At 62.0% G+C, this 16,925-nt stretch carries 17 protein-coding genes; 14 read left to right on the top strand and 3 right to left on the bottom strand.

From position 1 onward, the window contains the following. The first annotated feature begins 124 nt into the window (after positions 1-124). The gene (locus BR71_RS11775) at positions 125-1,099 is read left to right on the top strand and encodes a L,D-transpeptidase (protein ID WP_081862635.1); all 975 of its coding nucleotides are present in this window, start codon (positions 125-127) and stop codon (positions 1,097-1,099) included. Here the strand turns inward: BR71_RS11775 and BR71_RS11770 are convergent, their stop codons facing one another. Beyond that, entirely contained in the window at positions 1,100-2,521 is a 1,422-nt protein-coding gene (locus BR71_RS11770; RefSeq protein WP_043637378.1) for an aminotransferase-like domain-containing protein, read from the bottom strand. Positions 2,522-2,729: 208 nt separating this feature from the next. Between BR71_RS11770 and BR71_RS11765 the strand changes: the two genes are divergently transcribed. Both BR71_RS11765 and BR71_RS11760 read left to right on the top strand, forming a co-directional pair. After that, on the top strand, positions 2,730-3,359 hold the full coding sequence (locus tag BR71_RS11765; RefSeq protein ID WP_043637376.1) for a LysE family translocator: 630 nt from the start codon (positions 2,730-2,732) through the stop codon (positions 3,357-3,359). Between the two features lie 148 nt (positions 3,360-3,507). Next, positions 3,508-4,140, top strand: a complete 633-nt coding sequence (locus BR71_RS11760; RefSeq protein ID WP_081862634.1) for a class I SAM-dependent methyltransferase — start codon at positions 3,508-3,510, stop codon at positions 4,138-4,140. Positions 4,141-4,323: 183 nt separating this feature from the next. On the opposite strand, the gene BR71_RS11755 is transcribed toward BR71_RS11760, so the two are convergent. Together BR71_RS11755 and aroA are read right to left on the bottom strand one after the other, a co-directional pair. Further along, a complete protein-coding gene (locus tag BR71_RS11755) occupies positions 4,324-4,710 on the bottom strand; it encodes a nucleoside triphosphate pyrophosphohydrolase family protein (protein WP_019104290.1) in 387 nt (128 codons plus the stop codon). Positions 4,711-4,861: 151 nt separating this feature from the next. Then, on the bottom strand, positions 4,862-6,154 hold the full coding sequence (gene aroA, locus BR71_RS11750; RefSeq protein WP_043637370.1) for a 3-phosphoshikimate 1-carboxyvinyltransferase: 1,293 nt from the start codon (positions 6,152-6,154) through the stop codon (positions 4,862-4,864). A gap of 229 nt (positions 6,155-6,383) precedes the next feature. On the opposite strand from aroA, the gene cmk reads away from it, so the two are divergent. The 11 genes from cmk (at position 6,384) to BR71_RS11695 (ending at position 16,923) form a co-directional block, all read left to right on the top strand. Then, a complete protein-coding gene (gene cmk, locus BR71_RS11745; RefSeq protein WP_043637369.1) occupies positions 6,384-7,052 on the top strand; it encodes a (d)CMP kinase in 669 nt (222 codons plus the stop codon). A gap of 92 nt (positions 7,053-7,144) precedes the next feature. Beyond that, positions 7,145-8,836, top strand: coding sequence for a 30S ribosomal protein S1 (gene rpsA / locus BR71_RS11740; RefSeq protein ID WP_085951937.1), 1,692 nt, complete (start codon positions 7,145-7,147; stop codon positions 8,834-8,836). 7 nt (positions 8,837-8,843) lie between these two features. After that, positions 8,844-9,158: an integration host factor subunit beta gene (locus tag BR71_RS11735; RefSeq protein WP_019104286.1), complete on the top strand. Its 315-nt coding sequence runs from the start codon at positions 8,844-8,846 to the stop codon at positions 9,156-9,158. Positions 9,159-9,293: 135 nt separating this feature from the next. After that, entirely contained in the window at positions 9,294-9,587 is a 294-nt protein-coding gene (locus BR71_RS11730) for a LapA family protein (RefSeq protein ID WP_019104285.1), read from the top strand. A 120-nt stretch (positions 9,588-9,707) separates the two neighbouring features. Continuing rightward, positions 9,708-10,868 (top strand): lipopolysaccharide assembly protein LapB, encoded by a 1,161-nt coding sequence (gene lapB, locus BR71_RS11725; RefSeq protein ID WP_043637474.1) that lies wholly within the window; start codon positions 9,708-9,710, stop codon positions 10,866-10,868. 286 nt (positions 10,869-11,154) lie between these two features. After that, complete coding sequence (pyrF, locus tag BR71_RS11720; protein WP_043637366.1) at positions 11,155-11,892, top strand: orotidine-5'-phosphate decarboxylase; 738 nt, start codon at positions 11,155-11,157, stop codon at positions 11,890-11,892. A gap of 3 nt (positions 11,893-11,895) precedes the next feature. After that, a complete protein-coding gene (locus tag BR71_RS11715; protein ID WP_043637364.1) occupies positions 11,896-13,215 on the top strand; it encodes a UDP-glucose dehydrogenase family protein in 1,320 nt (439 codons plus the stop codon). 8 nt (positions 13,216-13,223) lie between these two features. Further along, positions 13,224-14,186 carry a D-glycero-beta-D-manno-heptose-7-phosphate kinase gene (rfaE1, locus tag BR71_RS11710; protein WP_052370521.1) on the top strand — a complete coding sequence of 321 codons (963 nt, stop codon included), beginning with the start codon at positions 13,224-13,226 and terminating at the stop codon, positions 14,184-14,186. 21 nt (positions 14,187-14,207) lie between these two features. Further along, the gene (locus BR71_RS11705) at positions 14,208-14,786 is read left to right on the top strand and encodes a DUF924 family protein (protein ID WP_043637471.1); all 579 of its coding nucleotides are present in this window, start codon (positions 14,208-14,210) and stop codon (positions 14,784-14,786) included. Between the two features lie 54 nt (positions 14,787-14,840). Then, on the top strand, positions 14,841-15,836 hold the full coding sequence (gene rfaD / locus BR71_RS11700) for an ADP-glyceromanno-heptose 6-epimerase (RefSeq protein ID WP_043637361.1): 996 nt from the start codon (positions 14,841-14,843) through the stop codon (positions 15,834-15,836). 385 nt (positions 15,837-16,221) lie between these two features. Next, positions 16,222-16,923, top strand: coding sequence for a hypothetical protein (locus BR71_RS11695; protein ID WP_043637358.1), 702 nt, complete (start codon positions 16,222-16,224; stop codon positions 16,921-16,923). Positions 16,924-16,925: the final 2 nt, after the last annotated feature.

Below are 16,925 nucleotides of genomic sequence, written 5' to 3'. Positions count from 1 at the left end.
TGGCGTAACACCGGCAATATCAGCGACGGCCCGGGTGGCGCTAGGCGCTTGGTAATAGTCAGAATCTTGCTTTTCCCCGCTTTCTGTTAGAATCGAACAATAGTGATTTCAAATATGGTGCGGTATGTTGAAGCGATGTTTTGGGCTGTTGGGTGTGTTGGGATTGAGCGCGGCGACGGGTGTCGGCGCGGCGGTGATTCCCGAGCCTGATGTGCAAGTCAGCCCCACCGGTCTGCATTTGGTGCTCAATTTGCCGCAAGCCAGGTTGTTCCAGTATCAGGACGGCAGGCTGTCCAAAATCTATCCGGTGGCGGTGGGCAAGATGCTGACTCAGACCCCCACCGGCAGCTTCGACATTACCGGCATTTACAAGGCGCCGGCCTGGCATGTGCCGCGTTCCATTCAGGAAGAAATGCGCCGCAACGGCAAGGAAGTGCAGACCGTGGTGCCGCCGGGGCCCAATAACCCGCTGGGGCCGGTTTTCATTCGTTTTGGCGAGGCCAAGTTGGGCCTGGGATTTCACGGCACCAACGCGCCCGGTTCGGTGCCGGGTTTTCGCAGCCATGGCTGCGTGCGCATGAAAAACGATGACGCCTTGTCCTTGTCCAAAACCGTTACCCGAGGCGACGCGGTCACGGTGGCTTATCAGACCGTATTGCTGAATCAGGACGCCGCCGGCGAACTGTGGCTGACTGCTTACCGCAACCACTACAAGCAGGACGATCCTTCTTTCCCGATGCTGGCCGAAACCCTGCTGGCCTGGCAGAAGCAGAAATCCTCGGTGGTGTACGGCGCGCGGGTGGATCAGGCCTTGAAGGCGCGCAAGGGCGTGCCGGTGTGCCTGACTTGCAAGGATCAGGCCAAGGCCAAGGTGGACGGAGACTTGACCGCGGTGCGCTGGTTATCGCCGGGCAAGACCGACGACACCCAGTTTGCGCGTGAACCGGCCGGCCGAGAGCCGGGCGGCCCGCTGCCGACGCAGGCCGCGCCGCCGGCGTCCTCGCCGCTGCATGCGCCGGCGGTCGCTCCGTCCTCGGCGCCGTCCTCCTCGCGCGCCGCCGTGCGGGGCCAGCCGCCGCGGAGCGGCCGCCCAGCTTGATTAATCGGCCATCTCTCCCGCCAATTCCCCCACGCGCCGCAAGGCGCGTTCGTATGCCGGGTTCCACGGATAGCAGCAGGACAGGCGCACGCAGTTGCGGTAACGGCCCTTGGCCGAGTACAGCGTGCCGGGCGCGACGGTGATGCGTTCGGCCAGCGCCGTCTGGAACAGCTCCATGGTGTCCACTCCGCTGGGCAACTCCACCCACAGCAGGCAGCCGCCGGACGGTGAGGTGGCTCTTGTCTGGGCCGGAAAACAGCTGGCGACGGTGCCGCGCAGCCGCTCCATCTGGCTCATGAAATGGCGACGGATCAGCCGCAGGTGGTGGTCGTAGCCGCCGGTTTCCAGGTATTCCGCCAGCGTTTCCTCCAATAGCCGCGGCTGGGCCAGCGAACTGGCGAACTTCAGCCGCGTCACTTCGCGCAAAAAGCGCCCGGGGGCGATCCAGCCGATGCGAAAGCCCGGCGCCAGAGTCTTGCTGTAGCTGGAGCACAGCAACACCCAGCCGTCGCGGTCGTAGGCCTTGACCGCGTCCGGGGTGGCGCCGTCGTAGTGCAGGTCGGCGTGCGGCACGTCCTCGATCAAGGGCACTTGATGTTCATTGACCAGCGCCGCCAGCCTTTGTTTGGCCTCGGCCGGCATGGTGCAGCCCAGCGGGTTGTGCACGGTGGGCATGGCCACGACGGCGTTCAGCCGTTTCTCCGATAACAGCAATTCCAGCGCGTCCAGCGACAGGCCGGTGGCCGGATGGGTGGGAATCTCGATCACGCTCAAGCCCAGGTTTTTCAGCGTGGGAAGCAGCGCGAAATAGGTGGGCGATTCCAGCCCCACGGTATCGCCCGACTTGCAGCAGGCGCGTAGCGCCAGTTGCAGCGCCTCGGTGCAGCCATTGGTGATCACCAGGTCCTCGGCCGCCAGCACGCAGCCCCAACTGACCGCGCGCTGGGCGATCTGGCGGCGCAAGCGTTCCGAGCCGGGCGGGAAGGGGTAATCGGTGGTCAGTTCCGGATGCTGGCGCAGCAGCCGTCCCATGATGTGCTTGAAGCGGGTGGTGGGGTAGAAATCGCTGCCGCGCGGGCTGGCCAGCGACAGGTCGATGAAGTCTTCCCGGGTTTGCGCCGTCATCACCGCTTCGATTTGATCCACCACTTCGCCGGCGTGATGGGCGGCGCTTTGCCGGCGCATGCGCGGCAAGGGCAGGGTGGCGGCGGATTTGACGTAGAAGCCGGATTGCGGCCGCGCCTCAATCAGACCGCGGTCCTCCAGGGTGCGGTAAGTCAGCAGGATGGTGGACGGGCTGACCTTGTGCATTTCACAGGCCTTGCGTACCGAGGGCAGCCGTTCGCCGGGCTGCACCACGCCGGTCTGGATCAGGGTGATCCACTCGTTGACTAGCTGCTGATATAGGGGTTCGTCGCTCATGCAGAGGCCTCGCTGACAGATGTGAAGATCGCCATCGGTACAATTTTCCGTAAAAACGACCATAACAGTTTTGAAATTGTAAAACTGTTATGGTTCCAATTCAATTTTTCTGAATCTGTATTCAGCGCCGGCCCGGCGTTATCATGGCCACCATTGAAAACAAACCGCGTCCGGATTGTCCGGCTGCTGGTTATGGCTTGGAGCCGTAATGAACTTTGTTGCGTTGGTGACTTATCTGTTGGTGATGTCGATCACGCCGGGGCCAAACAATCTGGTATTGGCCTCGTCCGGGGTCAATCATGGCTTTTCCCGCACGGTGCCGGCATTGCTGGGCATGTCGTTGGGCTTGTCGGTGCAGGTGGGCTTGTTGACGGTGTTCCTGGGCAGCTTGATCTCCGTTATCGCCTCGGTGCAGCTTTACCTGGCGATGGCCGGTTGTCTCTACCTGTTGTGGCTGTCTTGGGGCATGGCGCGCTCGGCGCCAGCCAGCGGGGAGGCTGGCGGCGCGCCGATGGGCTTTTGGGGTGGGGTGCTGTTCAACTGGTTGAATCCCAAGGTGTGGCTGATGGGCTTCAATATCGCGATGGTGTTTTTGCCGGCCAAGATGAACGCCTGGCATGCCGGCCTGCTGTTTGCGGCTCTGACTTTCATCATCGGCCTGCCGTGCATTGCCTTGTGGGCGGGCTCCGGCGTGGCTGCCCGCCGCTTCCTGGCTTCGCCCCGTCGCTTGCGGGCTTTCAATTGCAGCATGGCGGCGATGCTGGCGGTGACGGCGATCTGGCTGCTGCTGGAAATGCTGCCGGCGCAATCGTTGCATGCGCTGCCGCAAATGATCTGATGAATAACTAAATCGATAGCGATGTTCTTGCTGCGGACATTGTCTATGCTGTCCAAAAGGATAGGTGGCCTATCGTACAGGCAGTCCGAACGACAGATTCGGCCGCGATGGGCTGATCAGGCGGGCAGCCGAGAGCGGGGGCAGCATCATGACAGCAGCGGGATTCGACGGCGTGTATCGTTCGAGCACGTCTTTTTACGGGGACAAGCCGTCTCCGTCCTTGGTCCAGTATCTGGATAAATATCATGTGACGGGCGGCGGCGAGGGCTTGGACCTAGGCTGCGGTCAGGGCCGCAACGCCTTGTATCTGGCCCAGCGAGGCTTCGCGATGACGGCGGTGGATGGTTCCGCGGAAGCGATAGCGAGTCTGGGCGAGGCGGCGGACGGGCGCAGGCTGAACGTAGGGGGGCGAGTGGCGGATCTGGCCGGGCTGGAATTGGAGCCGGGGCGTTACCGGCTGATCGTGGCCAATACCTCGCTGGATCACCTGAGCGCGGACGAGGGCGAGGCGTTGGCGCGCCAGATGACCGCCGCGTTGGAGCCGGGCGGCTATCTGTTCGTGTCGGTGTTCATGGTGGACGATCCGGGCTGTGACGCCCAGGGCCGGGTGGCCAGCGAGACGGCTTCCTACGTCAAGCATTACTACCAATCGGGAGAGCTGCGCCGTCAGTTTTCCGCGCTGAGCCTGTTGGCTTATCAGGAGGAGTATGCGCTGGACGTCGGTCATGGCCAGCCGCATTACCACGGCATCGCCAGGCTGTTCGCGCGCCGCGATTGCTGAACGTGGTAGCGCTGAGGCGCAGCGGATCGTAAGCAGGTTCTCAGAACCTGTTCATTGTCTGCTGCGCGTCGGCGATACCACGTTGAAAACCCCTTCGAAATACTGATGTACCACTCGACCATTCCGTTTTCTCAGCCGGTTTCGCCTGGTCTCGCTCTTGCTCGCGTGACTTTGAGCCAGTTCTCAGGACTCCAGCGCTCGGCGTATCACCCCCTCCTTGTCGGCCGGCCGCCAGCCGTCTGGCTTCAGCACCTTGCCGTCCTCGCGGCGCACAATCTTGCCGTCCACGCATTTGCGCATATTGGCGGCGTGGATTTCCCGTGCCATGTCCTCCAGCGGCAGGCCTTGCGACATCAATAGGCCGCTGAGCACATTGAGCACGTCCACGCCTTCGGCCAGCAACTCCGCCATTCGCCGAGCGCGCTCCGCTTCGTCGCCGTCCTGGCGTTTGTAATCGGCCAGCGCCTGTTGGAACTCCGCCAGTTCTTCGTCCAGCATGGTTTCCCACATTGCCAATTGTTGCGGCTGCCATTGCGGTCGCTGCGGGCTGGGAATGTCGAACTGGCTCATGAAGTGGCGGCGAAGAGCGAAGAAATTTTCCATTATGTAGATAATTTGTGTGTTTTTGATCTATATATTGTGTTTTATCGGTGGGCAAGACGCAAGCGACGAACAAAACAAAGCCCCGCTGGGGCGGGGCTGGGTCAGGGCGCTGCGGCGTTTATTCCTGGCCGCGCAGCGCGGCCAGCGCGTCAAAATAATCAGGGAAGGTCTTGGCCACGCACTTGGGGTCGTTGATGGTTACGGGGGCGCCCAACAGCGAAATCAGCGAGAAGCACATCGCCATCCGGTGATCGTCGTAAGTGTCGATTTCGGCGTTCGGCGTCAAGGAAGCAGGCGGGGTGATGCGGATGTAGTCCTGCCCTTCCTCCACCACGGCGCCCACTTTGCGTAGCTCGGCGGCCATCGCGCTCAGACGGTCGGTTTCCTTGACGCGCCAGCTCTCGATATTGCGCAGCGTGCTGGTGCCGTCGGCGGCCAGCGCGGCCACCGCCAAGGTCATCGCCGCGTCCGGAATGTGGTTGAAGTCGGCGTCTATCGCCTTGAGCGGGAGACTGGCGCTGGCCTCTATCCAGTTGGGCCCCATGTTGACTTCTGCGCCCATCAGACGCAGCGCGTCGGCGAACTTGACGTCGCCCTGAATGCTGTCCGCGCCCACGCCCTCCACTCGTACCGGGCCGCCCGCCAGCGCGCCAGCGGCGAGGAAGTAGGACGCGCTGGAAGCGTCGCCTTCCACGTGAACTTCGCCCGGGGAGATGTAAGTCTGTCCGCCGGGGATGGTGAAGCGCCGCCAGCCGTCGCGCTCAACCCGCACGCCGAAGCGCGCCATCAGGTTGAGGGTGATTTCGATATAAGGCTTGGAGATCAGTTCGCCGCTGACTTCGATGACCGCGGTTTCCCCGGTCAGCGGCAGCGCCATCAACAGGGCGGTGAGGAACTGGCTGGACACATTGCCCTTGACCGGAATCGGGCGGCCGGCTTCCAGCCGCGCCGGAGCGATGGCCAGCGGCGGATAGCCGGGCTGGCCCTGATATTGGATCTGGGCGCCGGCCACGCACAGCGCGTCCACCAAGTCGCCGATCGGCCGCTCATGCATGCGCGGCACGCCGCTGAGTTGATAATTCCCCTGCATCAGCGCCAGCGCGGCGGTCAGGGGGCGGAAAGCGGTGCCGGCGTTGCCGAGGAACAGGTCCGCGCTTTTGACCGGAAATTCGCCGCCCACGCCCTGTACGCGGAAATCGCGGCTGTCGCCTATTTGCTCGATCTCCACCCCCAGCAGTTTCAGCGCCGCCAGCATGTGACGGATATCGTCCGAATCCAGCAGGTCGCGCACCAAGGTGCTCCCGCTGCCCAGCGCGGCCAGCAGTAGGGTGCGGTTGGAGATGCTTTTGGAGCCGGGCAGCTTGATGGCGCCGGACAGGCGTCGGACGGGGGCGAGGTGCAGTTGTTCCATGGCGGTTCGGGATCTTGTGTTCTTGGGATTGGCGGAGGGCGCCGCGGCGCCCGTCGGACAATGTAACCGCCAGCAAGGCCTTTGCGCAAACCCCGCGTTGCCGCGCGGCTACGGCGCGCAAGCCGTAGAATCTTGCTGTGCCGGCCCGCGGCTTGAGATAAAATCGCCAGTTTGGCTGGTTGCCCGTCGCGGCGGCCTGCGAGAATTTCTGCAAGGACATTGTCTGTACATGACCGCACCTGTCATCGCCATCGACGGCCCGTCCGCCTCGGGCAAGGGCACCGTCGCCGCCCTGGTCGCCGCGCGGCTGGGTTTTCATTATCTGGATTCGGGCTCGCTCTACCGCCTGCTGGCCTTGTTCGCGCAGCGCCACAACATAGCCTGGGACGACGAGCCTGGCCTGGCCGCCGCCGCCGCGGGGCTGCCGGTGGAGTTCGCCGACGGGGCGGTGTGGCTGGAGAGCAACGACGCCAGCGCGGCGATCCGCAGCGAGGAAATTGGCATCGGCGCGTCCAAGGTGGGCGCGCTGCCGGCGGTGCGCGCCGCGCTGTTGCAGCGCCAGCGTGATTTCTGTCAATTGCCCGGCCTGGTGACGGACGGCCGCGACATGGGTTCGGTGGTGTTTCCCGCCGCCACCTTGAAGGTGTTTTTGACGGCCAGCGCCGAGGAACGGGCTGATCGCCGCTATAAGCAGTTGATCGGCAAGGGAGATTCTGCTAATCTCCCACGGATTCTGCAGGACATTATCGATCGGGACGCGCGCGATGCCGCCCGGCCGGTAGCGCCGCTGCGCCAGGAGCCGGACGCCTTTTTGCTCGACACCACGGAGCTGACCATCGACCAGGTGGTCGCACAGGTTCTGCGCTGGTTCGAGGAAAAACAGGTCTCCGGCCTATGATTTTTTTGTCGGGTGAAAATGCTGCAAGGCAATAAACCCGGTTGTGCAACCCTAACCCGCACGCCGCAAGGCGCGCACCGAGAGTACGCTTGATGACTACCCTCTCCATGGAAAACTTCGCTCAGCTGTTTGAGGAAAGCCTGACCCTTCACGACATGCGCGTGGGCGAGGTGATCACTGCCGAAGTGGTGGCAGTTGATTCCAACTTTGTAACCGTGAACGCAGGCCTCAAGTCCGAGTCCCTGATCCCGGCTGAAGAATTCAAGAACGACCAAGGCGTGGTCGAAGTAGCCATCGGCGACTTCGTTACCGTTGCCATTGATGCGCTGGAAAACGGCTTTGGCGAAACCAAGCTGTCCCGCGAAAAAGCCAAGCGCCTGGCCGCTTGGGTGGAGCTGGAAGAGGCTCTGGAAACCGGCAAGATCCTGTCCGGTCTGATCAGCGGCAAGGTCAAAGGCGGCCTGACCGTTATGGTCAACGGCATCCGCGCCTTCCTGCCGGGTTCTCTGGTTGACGTGCGTCCGGTGAAAGACACCACCCCGTACGAAAACAAACAGATCGAATTCAAGGTCATCAAGCTGGATCGCAAGCGCAACAACGTGGTTGTGTCCCGTCGCTCCGTGCTGGAAGAAACCCTGGGCGAAGAGCGCAAAGCTCTGCTGGAAACCCTGAAAGAGGGCGCCATCATCAAGGGTATCGTCAAGAACATCACCGACTACGGTGCGTTCGTTGACCTGGGCGGCATCGATGGCCTGCTGCACATCACCGACCTGGCATGGCGCCGCGTGAAGCACCCGTCCGAAGTTCTGGCCGTGGGCGACGAAGTGGAAGCCAAGGTACTGAAGTTCGACCAAGAGAAGAACCGCGTATCCCTGGGTCTGAAGCAACTGGGCGAAGATCCGTGGGTGGGCCTGTCCCGCCGCTACCCGTCCGGCACCCGTCTGTTCGGCAAGGTGACCAACCTGACCGACTACGGCGCGTTCGTGGAAATCGAACAAGGCATCGAAGGCCTGGTGCACGTGTCCGAAATGGACTGGACCAACAAGAACGTACACCCGTCCAAGGTTGTTCAGGTTGGCGACGAAGTGGAAGTCATGATCCTGGAAATCGACGAAGACCGTCGTCGTATCTCCCTGGGCATGAAGCAGTGCCTGGCCAACCCGTGGAACGAGTTTGCCGACAACTTCCACAAAGGCGACAAGCTGAAGGGCGCGATCAAGTCCATCACCGACTTCGGCGTGTTCGTTGGCCTGCCGGGCGGCATCGACGGCCTGGTTCACCTGTCCGACCTGTCTTGGAACGAAGCCGGCGAAGAAGCCGTGCGCAAGTTCAAGAAGGGCGACGAGGTTGAAGCCGTTGTTCTGTCCATCGACGTTGAAAAAGAACGCATCTCCCTGGGCATCAAGCAGATGGAAGGCGATCCGTTCAACAACTTCGTTGCGATGAACGACAAGGGCGCTCTGGTTAAGGGCACCGTGAAGTCCGTTGACGCCAAAGGCGCCGTCGTGACTCTGGACACCGATGTTGAAGGCTACCTGCGCGCTTCCGAACTGTCCCGCGACCGCGTGGAAGACGCTCGCTCCGTTCTGAAGGACGGCGAGGAAGTGGAAGCCGTGATCATTGCCGTGGACCGCAAGTCCCGCAATATCAGCCTGTCCATCAAGGCTAAAGACGCTCAGGAAGACAACGTTGCTCTGAAGAGCCTGTCCGTTGACAGCGCTTCCGCTGGCACCACCAATCTGGGTGCCCTGCTGAAGGCAAAACTGTCCGGCTCCAACGAGTAATTGAGACATGACCAAATCTGAGCTGATCGCTAGGCTGTCGGAACGACTCGCCGAGCGCAATTCTCAGTTGGTCTACAAAGACGCTGAGTTGGCCGTCAAAACCATTTTGGATGCGATGGCCAATAACCTGGCGCAGGGAAACCGGATTGAAATCCGCGGTTTCGGCAGTTTCGATTTGAACTACCGTCCGCCGCGGATTGGCCGCAACCCCAAGTCGGGCACCAGCGTCTCGGTTCCTGAGAAATATGTGCCGCATTTCAAGGCGGGCAAAGAATTGCGCGAACGCGTCGACCTGTCCCTGTTGGAGCAGAGCGAAGCCTAGGCGTATGAGCCCTGTCTAGCGAATCCAAAGCGCCGCTTTTTGCGGCGCTTTTTCTTTGCGCGGCTGAAATTCCAGCTTGGGTTGCGCCGGGCTATCGTTTAAACTTGCACTCCGGCAAACAAATCGAGCGAGATCATGCGTTACCTGCTTCGTATCGTTGAATTGGCCCTGTTGGTATTCCTGATCGCGGTCACCGTGCAAAACAGCCATGCGGTTGAATTCAAATTGTTCTTCGGCCAGTCCTGGTCCGCGCCGCTGATTGTGTTTCTGCTGTTGTTTTTCGTGGTTGGCGCCCTGGTGGGTCTGCTCGCCACGCTCGGCTATTATCTGCGTAGCCGAAAAGAGCTGTCTCAATTGAAAAAAGAATTACGCAACCGTCCCCCCGCCAGCAAGGTGATCAGCGACCCCAGCGACGCGATCGCCGATTAAGCCTAGCGCGAGCGGCGGAGCGAGCCGGCGCCGCGTTTAGGCGCCGCTGTGATTCCATTCGCCGTTCTTGATGATGCCGCCCGGGAGCGGCTGTTGTTGTTTGTCCGGAAAGGATTGCTGTTGGAACTGGATTTGTGGTGGTTGCTATTGTTTCCGGCCTTTTTCGGCCTGGGTTGGTTTGCCGCGCGCGTGGACATGCGCACGGTGCTGAAACAGGCGAAAGCGGTGCCGACCGGCTTTTTCCGCGGCCTGGACGCGCTGGTGGAGGACAAGACCGATATCGCGGCCTCGGCCCTGGCCGAAGTGGCCCGCCAGCAAGGGTCGGCGCTGGAGTTGCAGCATACCTTGGGCAAACTGTACCGCAAGCGCGGCGAGAACGACCGCGCCATCCGCCTGCATCAGCGCATGCTGGACGCGCCGGATCTGCCGGCCGAGCACCGCGACGCGGTGCGTTTCGAGCTGGCCCAGGATTTTCGCAAGGCCGGCCTAGTGGACCGGGCGGAAGAAATATTGATCAAGCTGCAAGACGGCAATATGGGCCTGGCGGCGCGCCGCCAGCTGCTGGACATCTACCAGCAGGACCGCGATTGGCACAAGGCCATCGCCACCGCCAAGGAGTTGCGCAGCGACGCGCACTCCTTCCAGCATGAAGTGGCGCAGTTCTACTGCGAACTGGCTCAGGGCGAGCTGTATAAATCCAATAGCGAGCAGGCCCGCCGCTACGTGGAGGAGGCGTTCGCCGCCAACCGCAAATGCGTGCGCGCCAGCCTGATCCTGGGCGACATCGAGTTTGCCGGAGGCCATGTGGAAGCGGCGATCTCGGCTTGGCAGAACATCGAGAAACAGAACTACGAATACCTGTCGATGGCTGCCGAGCGCTTGTTCGACGCTTACGAACGGATGGACAAGCCGCTGGAAGGCATCGCCTTGCTGCGCGGCTATCAGAAGACCTTCCCGCAATTGGAGCTGACCGATCTGCTGTACCAGAAGATCGCCACCTACGAGGGCGAGGAGAAGGCGCTGGAAGTGGCGCGAGAGGGCGTGCACGCTCGTCCCAGCCTCTCCGGCGTGTACCGGCTGATCGAGGCGCAGATGGACGAGTTGAGCCCGGAAGGGCGGATGGACGCGGAAGTGGCGCGCGCGCTGGTGCTCAAGCACGCGCAGCGCCTGAGCGTGCATCGCTGCAAATGCTGCAATTTCCGCTCGCGCGCCTTCTTCTGGCATTGCCCGGCTTGCGGCGAGTGGGAGGGGTTCACCGCCAACCGCACGGAATCGCAGTAACTTCTGTTTTAGTTAGAACTGATGACCTGTTCACGATCTCGTGAGCTAAGGCGAGACAAGGCGAAATCGAGCGAAAAAGCGGAATGGTCAAGTGGTGCATGAGCATTTTGACGGTGTTTTCAGCGCCGTATCGCCGACGCGCAACAGATCGTCAACGGGTTCTTAGGTTCGCCGCGCGGTTGTGTCGCCGGCTTGGACATCGAGATAGTTGTGCAGCCGCCCTGAGCGGCTGCGCTGATTTGAATACAGGCCGCCGGCAGCTTCCGGCGGCAAGAATGGAGCAAGCATGAACCCTTTGATCGCAGCCGACGCGGCTCGGCCGACTTCGCCTGTTGTCGTGGCCTTGGACTTTGCCGACGCGGATAGCGCCTTGCGCTTCGCCAGCCGTCTGGACCCAAGCGAGTGCCGGCTCAAGGTGGGCAAGGAGTTGTTCACGTCCTCCGGCCGCAGCTTGGTGGAAAGCCTGGTGGCCAGGGGATTTCAGGTGTTCCTGGACTTGAAGTTCCATGATATTCCCAACACCGTGGCCCATGCGTGCAAGGCGGCGGCGGAAGCCGGGGTCTGGATGGTCAATGTGCACGCCTCCGGCGGCCGCCGGATGATGGAAGCGGCGCGCGAGGCGCTGGCGCCGTACAGCCAACGGCCGCTGCTGATCGCGGTGACGGTGCTGACCAGCATGGAAGCCGCCGATCTGGCCGAAATCGGCATCGCCGTCTCGCCGCAAGAGCATGTGCTGCGGCTGGCGGCGCTGACCCGCGATTGCGGCCTGGACGGCGTGGTGTGCTCGGCTCAGGAGGCCGGCGAACTGAAAGCCGCGCTGGGCCGCGACTTCAAATTGGTGACGCCGGGCATTCGCCTCGCGGATAGCGAAGCCGACGATCAGCGCCGGGTGATGACCCCGACGACCGCGTTGGCGGCGGGCTCCGACTATCTTGTGATCGGCCGGCCCATCACCCGCGCCGCCGACCCGCTGGCCGTGTTGCGCGCCATCAACCAAGACATTCAGCACTATCAGGCTCAATAAAATATGAAAATCACAGTTATCGGTACGGGGTATGTCGGTTTGGTGACCGGCACTTGTCTGGCGGAAACCGGCTATCACGTGTGCTGCCTGGATGTGGATCCCAATAAGATCGCCATCCTGAAGCAGGGCGGCATTCCGATTTTCGAGCCCGGCCTTGAGGACATGGTGCGGCGCAATGTGGCCGCCGGCCGGCTCAGTTTCACCACCGACATCGCCGAGTCTGTGGCCTTTGGCGACGTGCAGTTCATCGCCGTCGGCACCCCGCCGGACGAGGACGGCTCGGCTGATCTGCAATACGTGCTGGCCGCCGCTCGCAATATCGGCCGTCACATGACGGACTACAAAGTCATTGTCGACAAGTCCACCGTGCCGGTGGGCACCGCGGACCTGGTCAAGGCCGCGGTGGCGGACACCCTGGCCGAGCGCGGCGAAGCCCTGGAATTCAGCGTGGTGTCCAACCCGGAGTTCCTGAAGGAAGGCGCGGCCATAGACGACTTCATGCGTCCGGACCGCGTGGTGATCGGCGTGGACGACGAGCGCGCGGCTGCGATGATGCGCCGGCTATACGCGCCGTTTCAGCGCAATCACGAACGCGTGTTGCTGATGGACGTGCGCTCCGCGGAGCTGACCAAGTACGCGGCCAACGCCATGCTGGCGACGCGCATCTCCTTTATGAACGAGCTGGCCAATCTGGCCGAGAGCCTGGGCGCGGACATCGAGCAGGTGCGCCTGGGCATGGGCTCCGATCCGCGCATCGGCTACCACTTCCTGTATCCGGGCGTGGGCTACGGCGGCTCCTGCTTCCCCAAGGACGTCAAGGCTCTGGTGCAGACCGCCAAGGAAAACGGCCATGAACTGCGGGTGCTGACGGCGGTGGAGGAGGCCAACGATCTGCAGAAGCTGCGTTTGGTGGACAAGGTGCTGGCGCGTTTCGGCCAGGATCTGAGCGGCCGCCGTTTCGCGATGTGGGGCCTGGCCTTCAAGCCCAATACCGACGATATGCGCGAAGCGCCCAGCCGCGTGATCGCGGCGGAACTGAGCCGCCGCGGCGCGGAAGTGGTGGCTTTCGATCCGGTGGCGACCCATGAAGCGCAGCGGGTGATGGGCGACATCGCCGGCCTGAGTTTCGCCGACGACATGATGGCGGCGCTGCAGCAGGCGGACGCCTTGTTGATTGTCACCGAATGGAAAATGTTCCGCGCGCCGGACCTGGGCGCGGTCAAGCGGGCGCTGAAGCTGCCGCTGGTGTTTGACGGCCGCAATATGTACGACCCGGCCTGGATGCGCGAGCAGGGTTTCGACTACTTCGCGATCGGCCGCTGAGGATTGCCATGGGCCTGATGCAAGACCTGGGGCTGGATAGCTCCAAACTGGCCGCCGAACTGGCGAAAGCGAAAGTTCTGGTGGTGGGCGATGTGATGCTGGACCGTTACTGGTTTGGCGACGCCACCCGTATTTCGCCGGAAGCGCCGGTGCCGGTGGCTAAGATCGAGCGCATTGAAGAACGCGCCGGCGGCGCCGCCAACGTGGCGCGCAACATCGCCGGCTTGGGCGGCCAGGCCACCCTGTTGTCGGTGGTGGGCGACGATGAAGCCGCCTCGGCGCTGGAACGCCTGCTGGCGGCGGACGGCATCGCCACCTCGCTGAAACGCGATCCCGGCATCGCCACCACCATCAAGTTGCGCGTGGTGGCAAGGCAGCAGCAGCTGATCCGCCTTGATTTCGAGGACTCGCCCAGCCATGAGATTCTGGCGGGCAAGCTGGAAGAGTATCAGCAGATCCTGGCCAGTCATGATGTGGTGATTCTGTCCGACTACGGCAAGGGCGGCCTGACTCACGTCAGCAAGATGATCGAGCTGGCGCGTCAGGCCGGCAAGCCGGTGTTGATCGACCCCAAGGGCGACGACTACAGCAAATACGCCGGCGCCACGCTGCTGACGCCGAACCGCAGCGAATTCCGCCAAGTGGCCGGCCGCTGGGCTTCCGAGAGCGAGTTGACCGCCAAGGCGCAGGCCTTGCGCGCGACTTTGTCGCTGGACGCCTTGCTGGTGACGCGCAGCGAGGAGGGCATGACCTTGTTCCGCGACGAGGGCGTGGTGCATCAGCCCACCTTCGCGCGCGAGGTGTACGATGTGTCCGGCGCAGGCGACACCGTGATCGGCACGCTGGGGCTGGGGTTGGCCGCCGGCCAGCCGCTGCCGGTGGCGATGAGCCTGGCCAACGCCGCCGCCGGCGTGGTGGTGGGCAAGCTGGGCACCGCGGTGTGCAGCCAGCGCGAACTTTTCGCCGTGTGAACTGAATCCTGAGGAGACCGCATGCAGCATTACACCGACGCGATTCTGGAGTTTTGGTTCGGCGGCGCCGACGACAGCTTCCTGTCGGTGCCGCGCAGCGCCTGGTTCAAGAAGGACGACGTGTTCGACGGCGTCATCCGTGAACGCTTTCTGGAGACATGGCGGCAGGCGCGCGCAGGCGAACTGCCGCCGGACGCCGATGACGCCCGGCGCGGCCTGGCCTGGCTGATTCTGACCGATCAATTCCCGCGCAACCTGTTCCGCGGCTCCGCCGAGGCCTTCGCCACCGATGGCTTGGCGCTGGCTTGGGCCCGCCGCATGGTGGAGCTGGGCCTGGACCGGCAACTGCCCCATATCGCCCGCACCTTTGTTTATCTGCCGTTTGAGCACAGCGAGTCGCTGGCGGATCAGGACGAAGCCGTGCGTTTGTTTGAAACCATGGCGGAGGATGCCGCCATGGCCCGTTTCATTGATTACGCGCATCGTCACCGGGACGTGATCGTCCGCTTCGGGCGCTTCCCGCATCGCAACGCCGCGCTGGGTCGGGTGGATACGCCGGACGAGCGGACCTATCTGGCAGAGCCCGGCGCCGGTTTTTAAACGCGCACCCCTATTCTCGCGCCGTGGGCGATGGCCGGCGGCGGAAAGGAAAACATGACTATCGTCGTTACCGGCGCAGCCGGTTTTATCGGTTCCAACCTGGTCAAAGCGCTGAACGAGCGCGGCGTCACCGACATCATCGCCGTGGATAATCTGTCCAGCGGCGACAAATTCCGCAATCTGGTGGATTGCGAAATCGCCCATTACATGGACAAGCACGACTTCCTGGCCCTGTTGCTGGAGGGCGAGTTCGAAGGCGAACTGTCCGCCATCCTGCACCAGGGCGCGTGTTCCGACACCATGAATCACGACGGCAAGTACATGATGGACAACAACTATCAGTACACGCTGGCCCTGTTCGACTACTGTCAGCACGAGGAAATCCAGTTCCTCTACGCCTCCAGCGCGGCCACCTACGGCAAGGGCACCGTGTTCAAGGAAGAGCGCCAGTACGAAGGCCCGCTCAATGTCTACGGCTACTCCAAATTCCTGTTCGACCAAGTGCTGCGCCAACGTATGAAGGAAGGACTGAGCGCGCAGGCGGTGGGTTTCCGTTATTTCAACGTCTACGGCCCGCGCGAACAACACAAGGGCCGCATGGCCTCTGTGGCCTTCCACCATTTCAATCAGTACCGCGAGCATGGCAAGGTCAAGCTGTTCGGCGGCTGGGACGGTTGGGGCAACGGCATGCAAAGCCGCGATTTCGTGTCGGTGGAGGATGTGGCCAAGATCAATCTTTATTTCCTGGATCACCCGGAAAAGAGCGGCATCTTCAACCTGGGCTCCGGCCGCTCGCAGCCGTTCAACGACGTGGCCGTGGCCACCGTCAACGCCTGCCGCCGCCATGAGGGCCAGCCGGGGCTGAGCCTGGACGAGATGGTGGCTCAGGGCATCGTCGAATACGTGGACTTCCCGGACGCGCTCAAGGGCAAGTACCAGAGCTTCACCCAGGCCGATATCGCCAAGCTGCGCAGCGCCGGCTACGACGCCGAACTGTTTAGCGTTGAGCAGGGCGTGGACCGTTACGTGGATTGGCTGATCCAGCAATGACGCTGCGGGTCCGCCGTGGAGCGGCCGGACTTCTTGATGTAATTTGATACTTAAACAGCCTCCTGTCATTTTTGACGGGAGGCTGTTTTGTTTTGGGCGGCCGATGTTGCGAAGGTGCCTGCTTATTGTTTTTTAAGGCAATGATTTTTATGCGTTTTTAGATTTAATGTCATCAGTGGATAAGGCAAGAACAGCTTAGTTCTAGATCAAAAACATCAAGAATGACAAATAATTTATTTTTTGAGTCGGATTGAGTCGGATGCTATCAAAAGAAGCAGACCGGACCGCCCGCGATCCAATCGCACGGCGGTCCGGTCGCGAGCTAAGGTTCCGATCAATCGCAAGCGCCGCATTGGCTGCCTTGCACCATAGAGAGTTGAAAAACATGGGCGATCTCAAGGATCTCAAGGACGCTGAAACCAAACTGCTGCTGACCGCAAACGATGGCTCCACCGTGACCATCCATTTCGTAGGCGAGCCGTCGGCCATCGGTGCGATTGTCAATTACGTGACCAATACCGCCAATCAGCCGAAGAAATATGGCAACCACATCTATGTTTGGCAGACCACCAGCAATATCGTGCCTTGGGCCAAGTCTCCGGACGGCTACACCGCCATTGACACCGACAGCTCCACCAGCACCCAACCCGTCGATTTTCCCTTCGAGGACAAAGGCTACATCCTGGGATATGCCGTGGCCGCCACGCCCAATGCGGTGTGCTCCACCATCTATGTGCCGCAAGGTTCGCTAGATAACCCGCAGGCCTGGCAGTACGCCAACAACTCGGTGAAAACGCTGTATGTCGGCACCAACCTGGTGCAGGCGCGCTACCAGGTGCTGCAGTCCTATGACGCGGTGGCGAATAAAAACTGGCTGGGCTTGTGGCAGGGCTCCACCGTGCCTTATAGCGGCGATCCGCTGAAAAAAGTCAGCGTCACCCAGGGCGGTGACAGCGGCACAGTGAACTTCACCGGCGTCAAGCTGACCATCAACACCACCTATTCGATCGGCTACTTCATGGTGGACCAGATATCCGGCCGCACCTCGTTGGCCGCCACCTCCACTTTCACCGTCGGCAAGGCCTGATC

The sequence above is a fragment of the Chromobacterium haemolyticum DSM 19808 genome (assembly GCF_000711885.1).
GTDB classification, from domain to species: domain Bacteria; phylum Pseudomonadota; class Gammaproteobacteria; order Burkholderiales; family Chromobacteriaceae; genus Chromobacterium; species Chromobacterium haemolyticum.
Note: the sequence above shows the minus strand (reverse complement) of the source record. Positions and strands in the feature narration are given on the sequence as shown.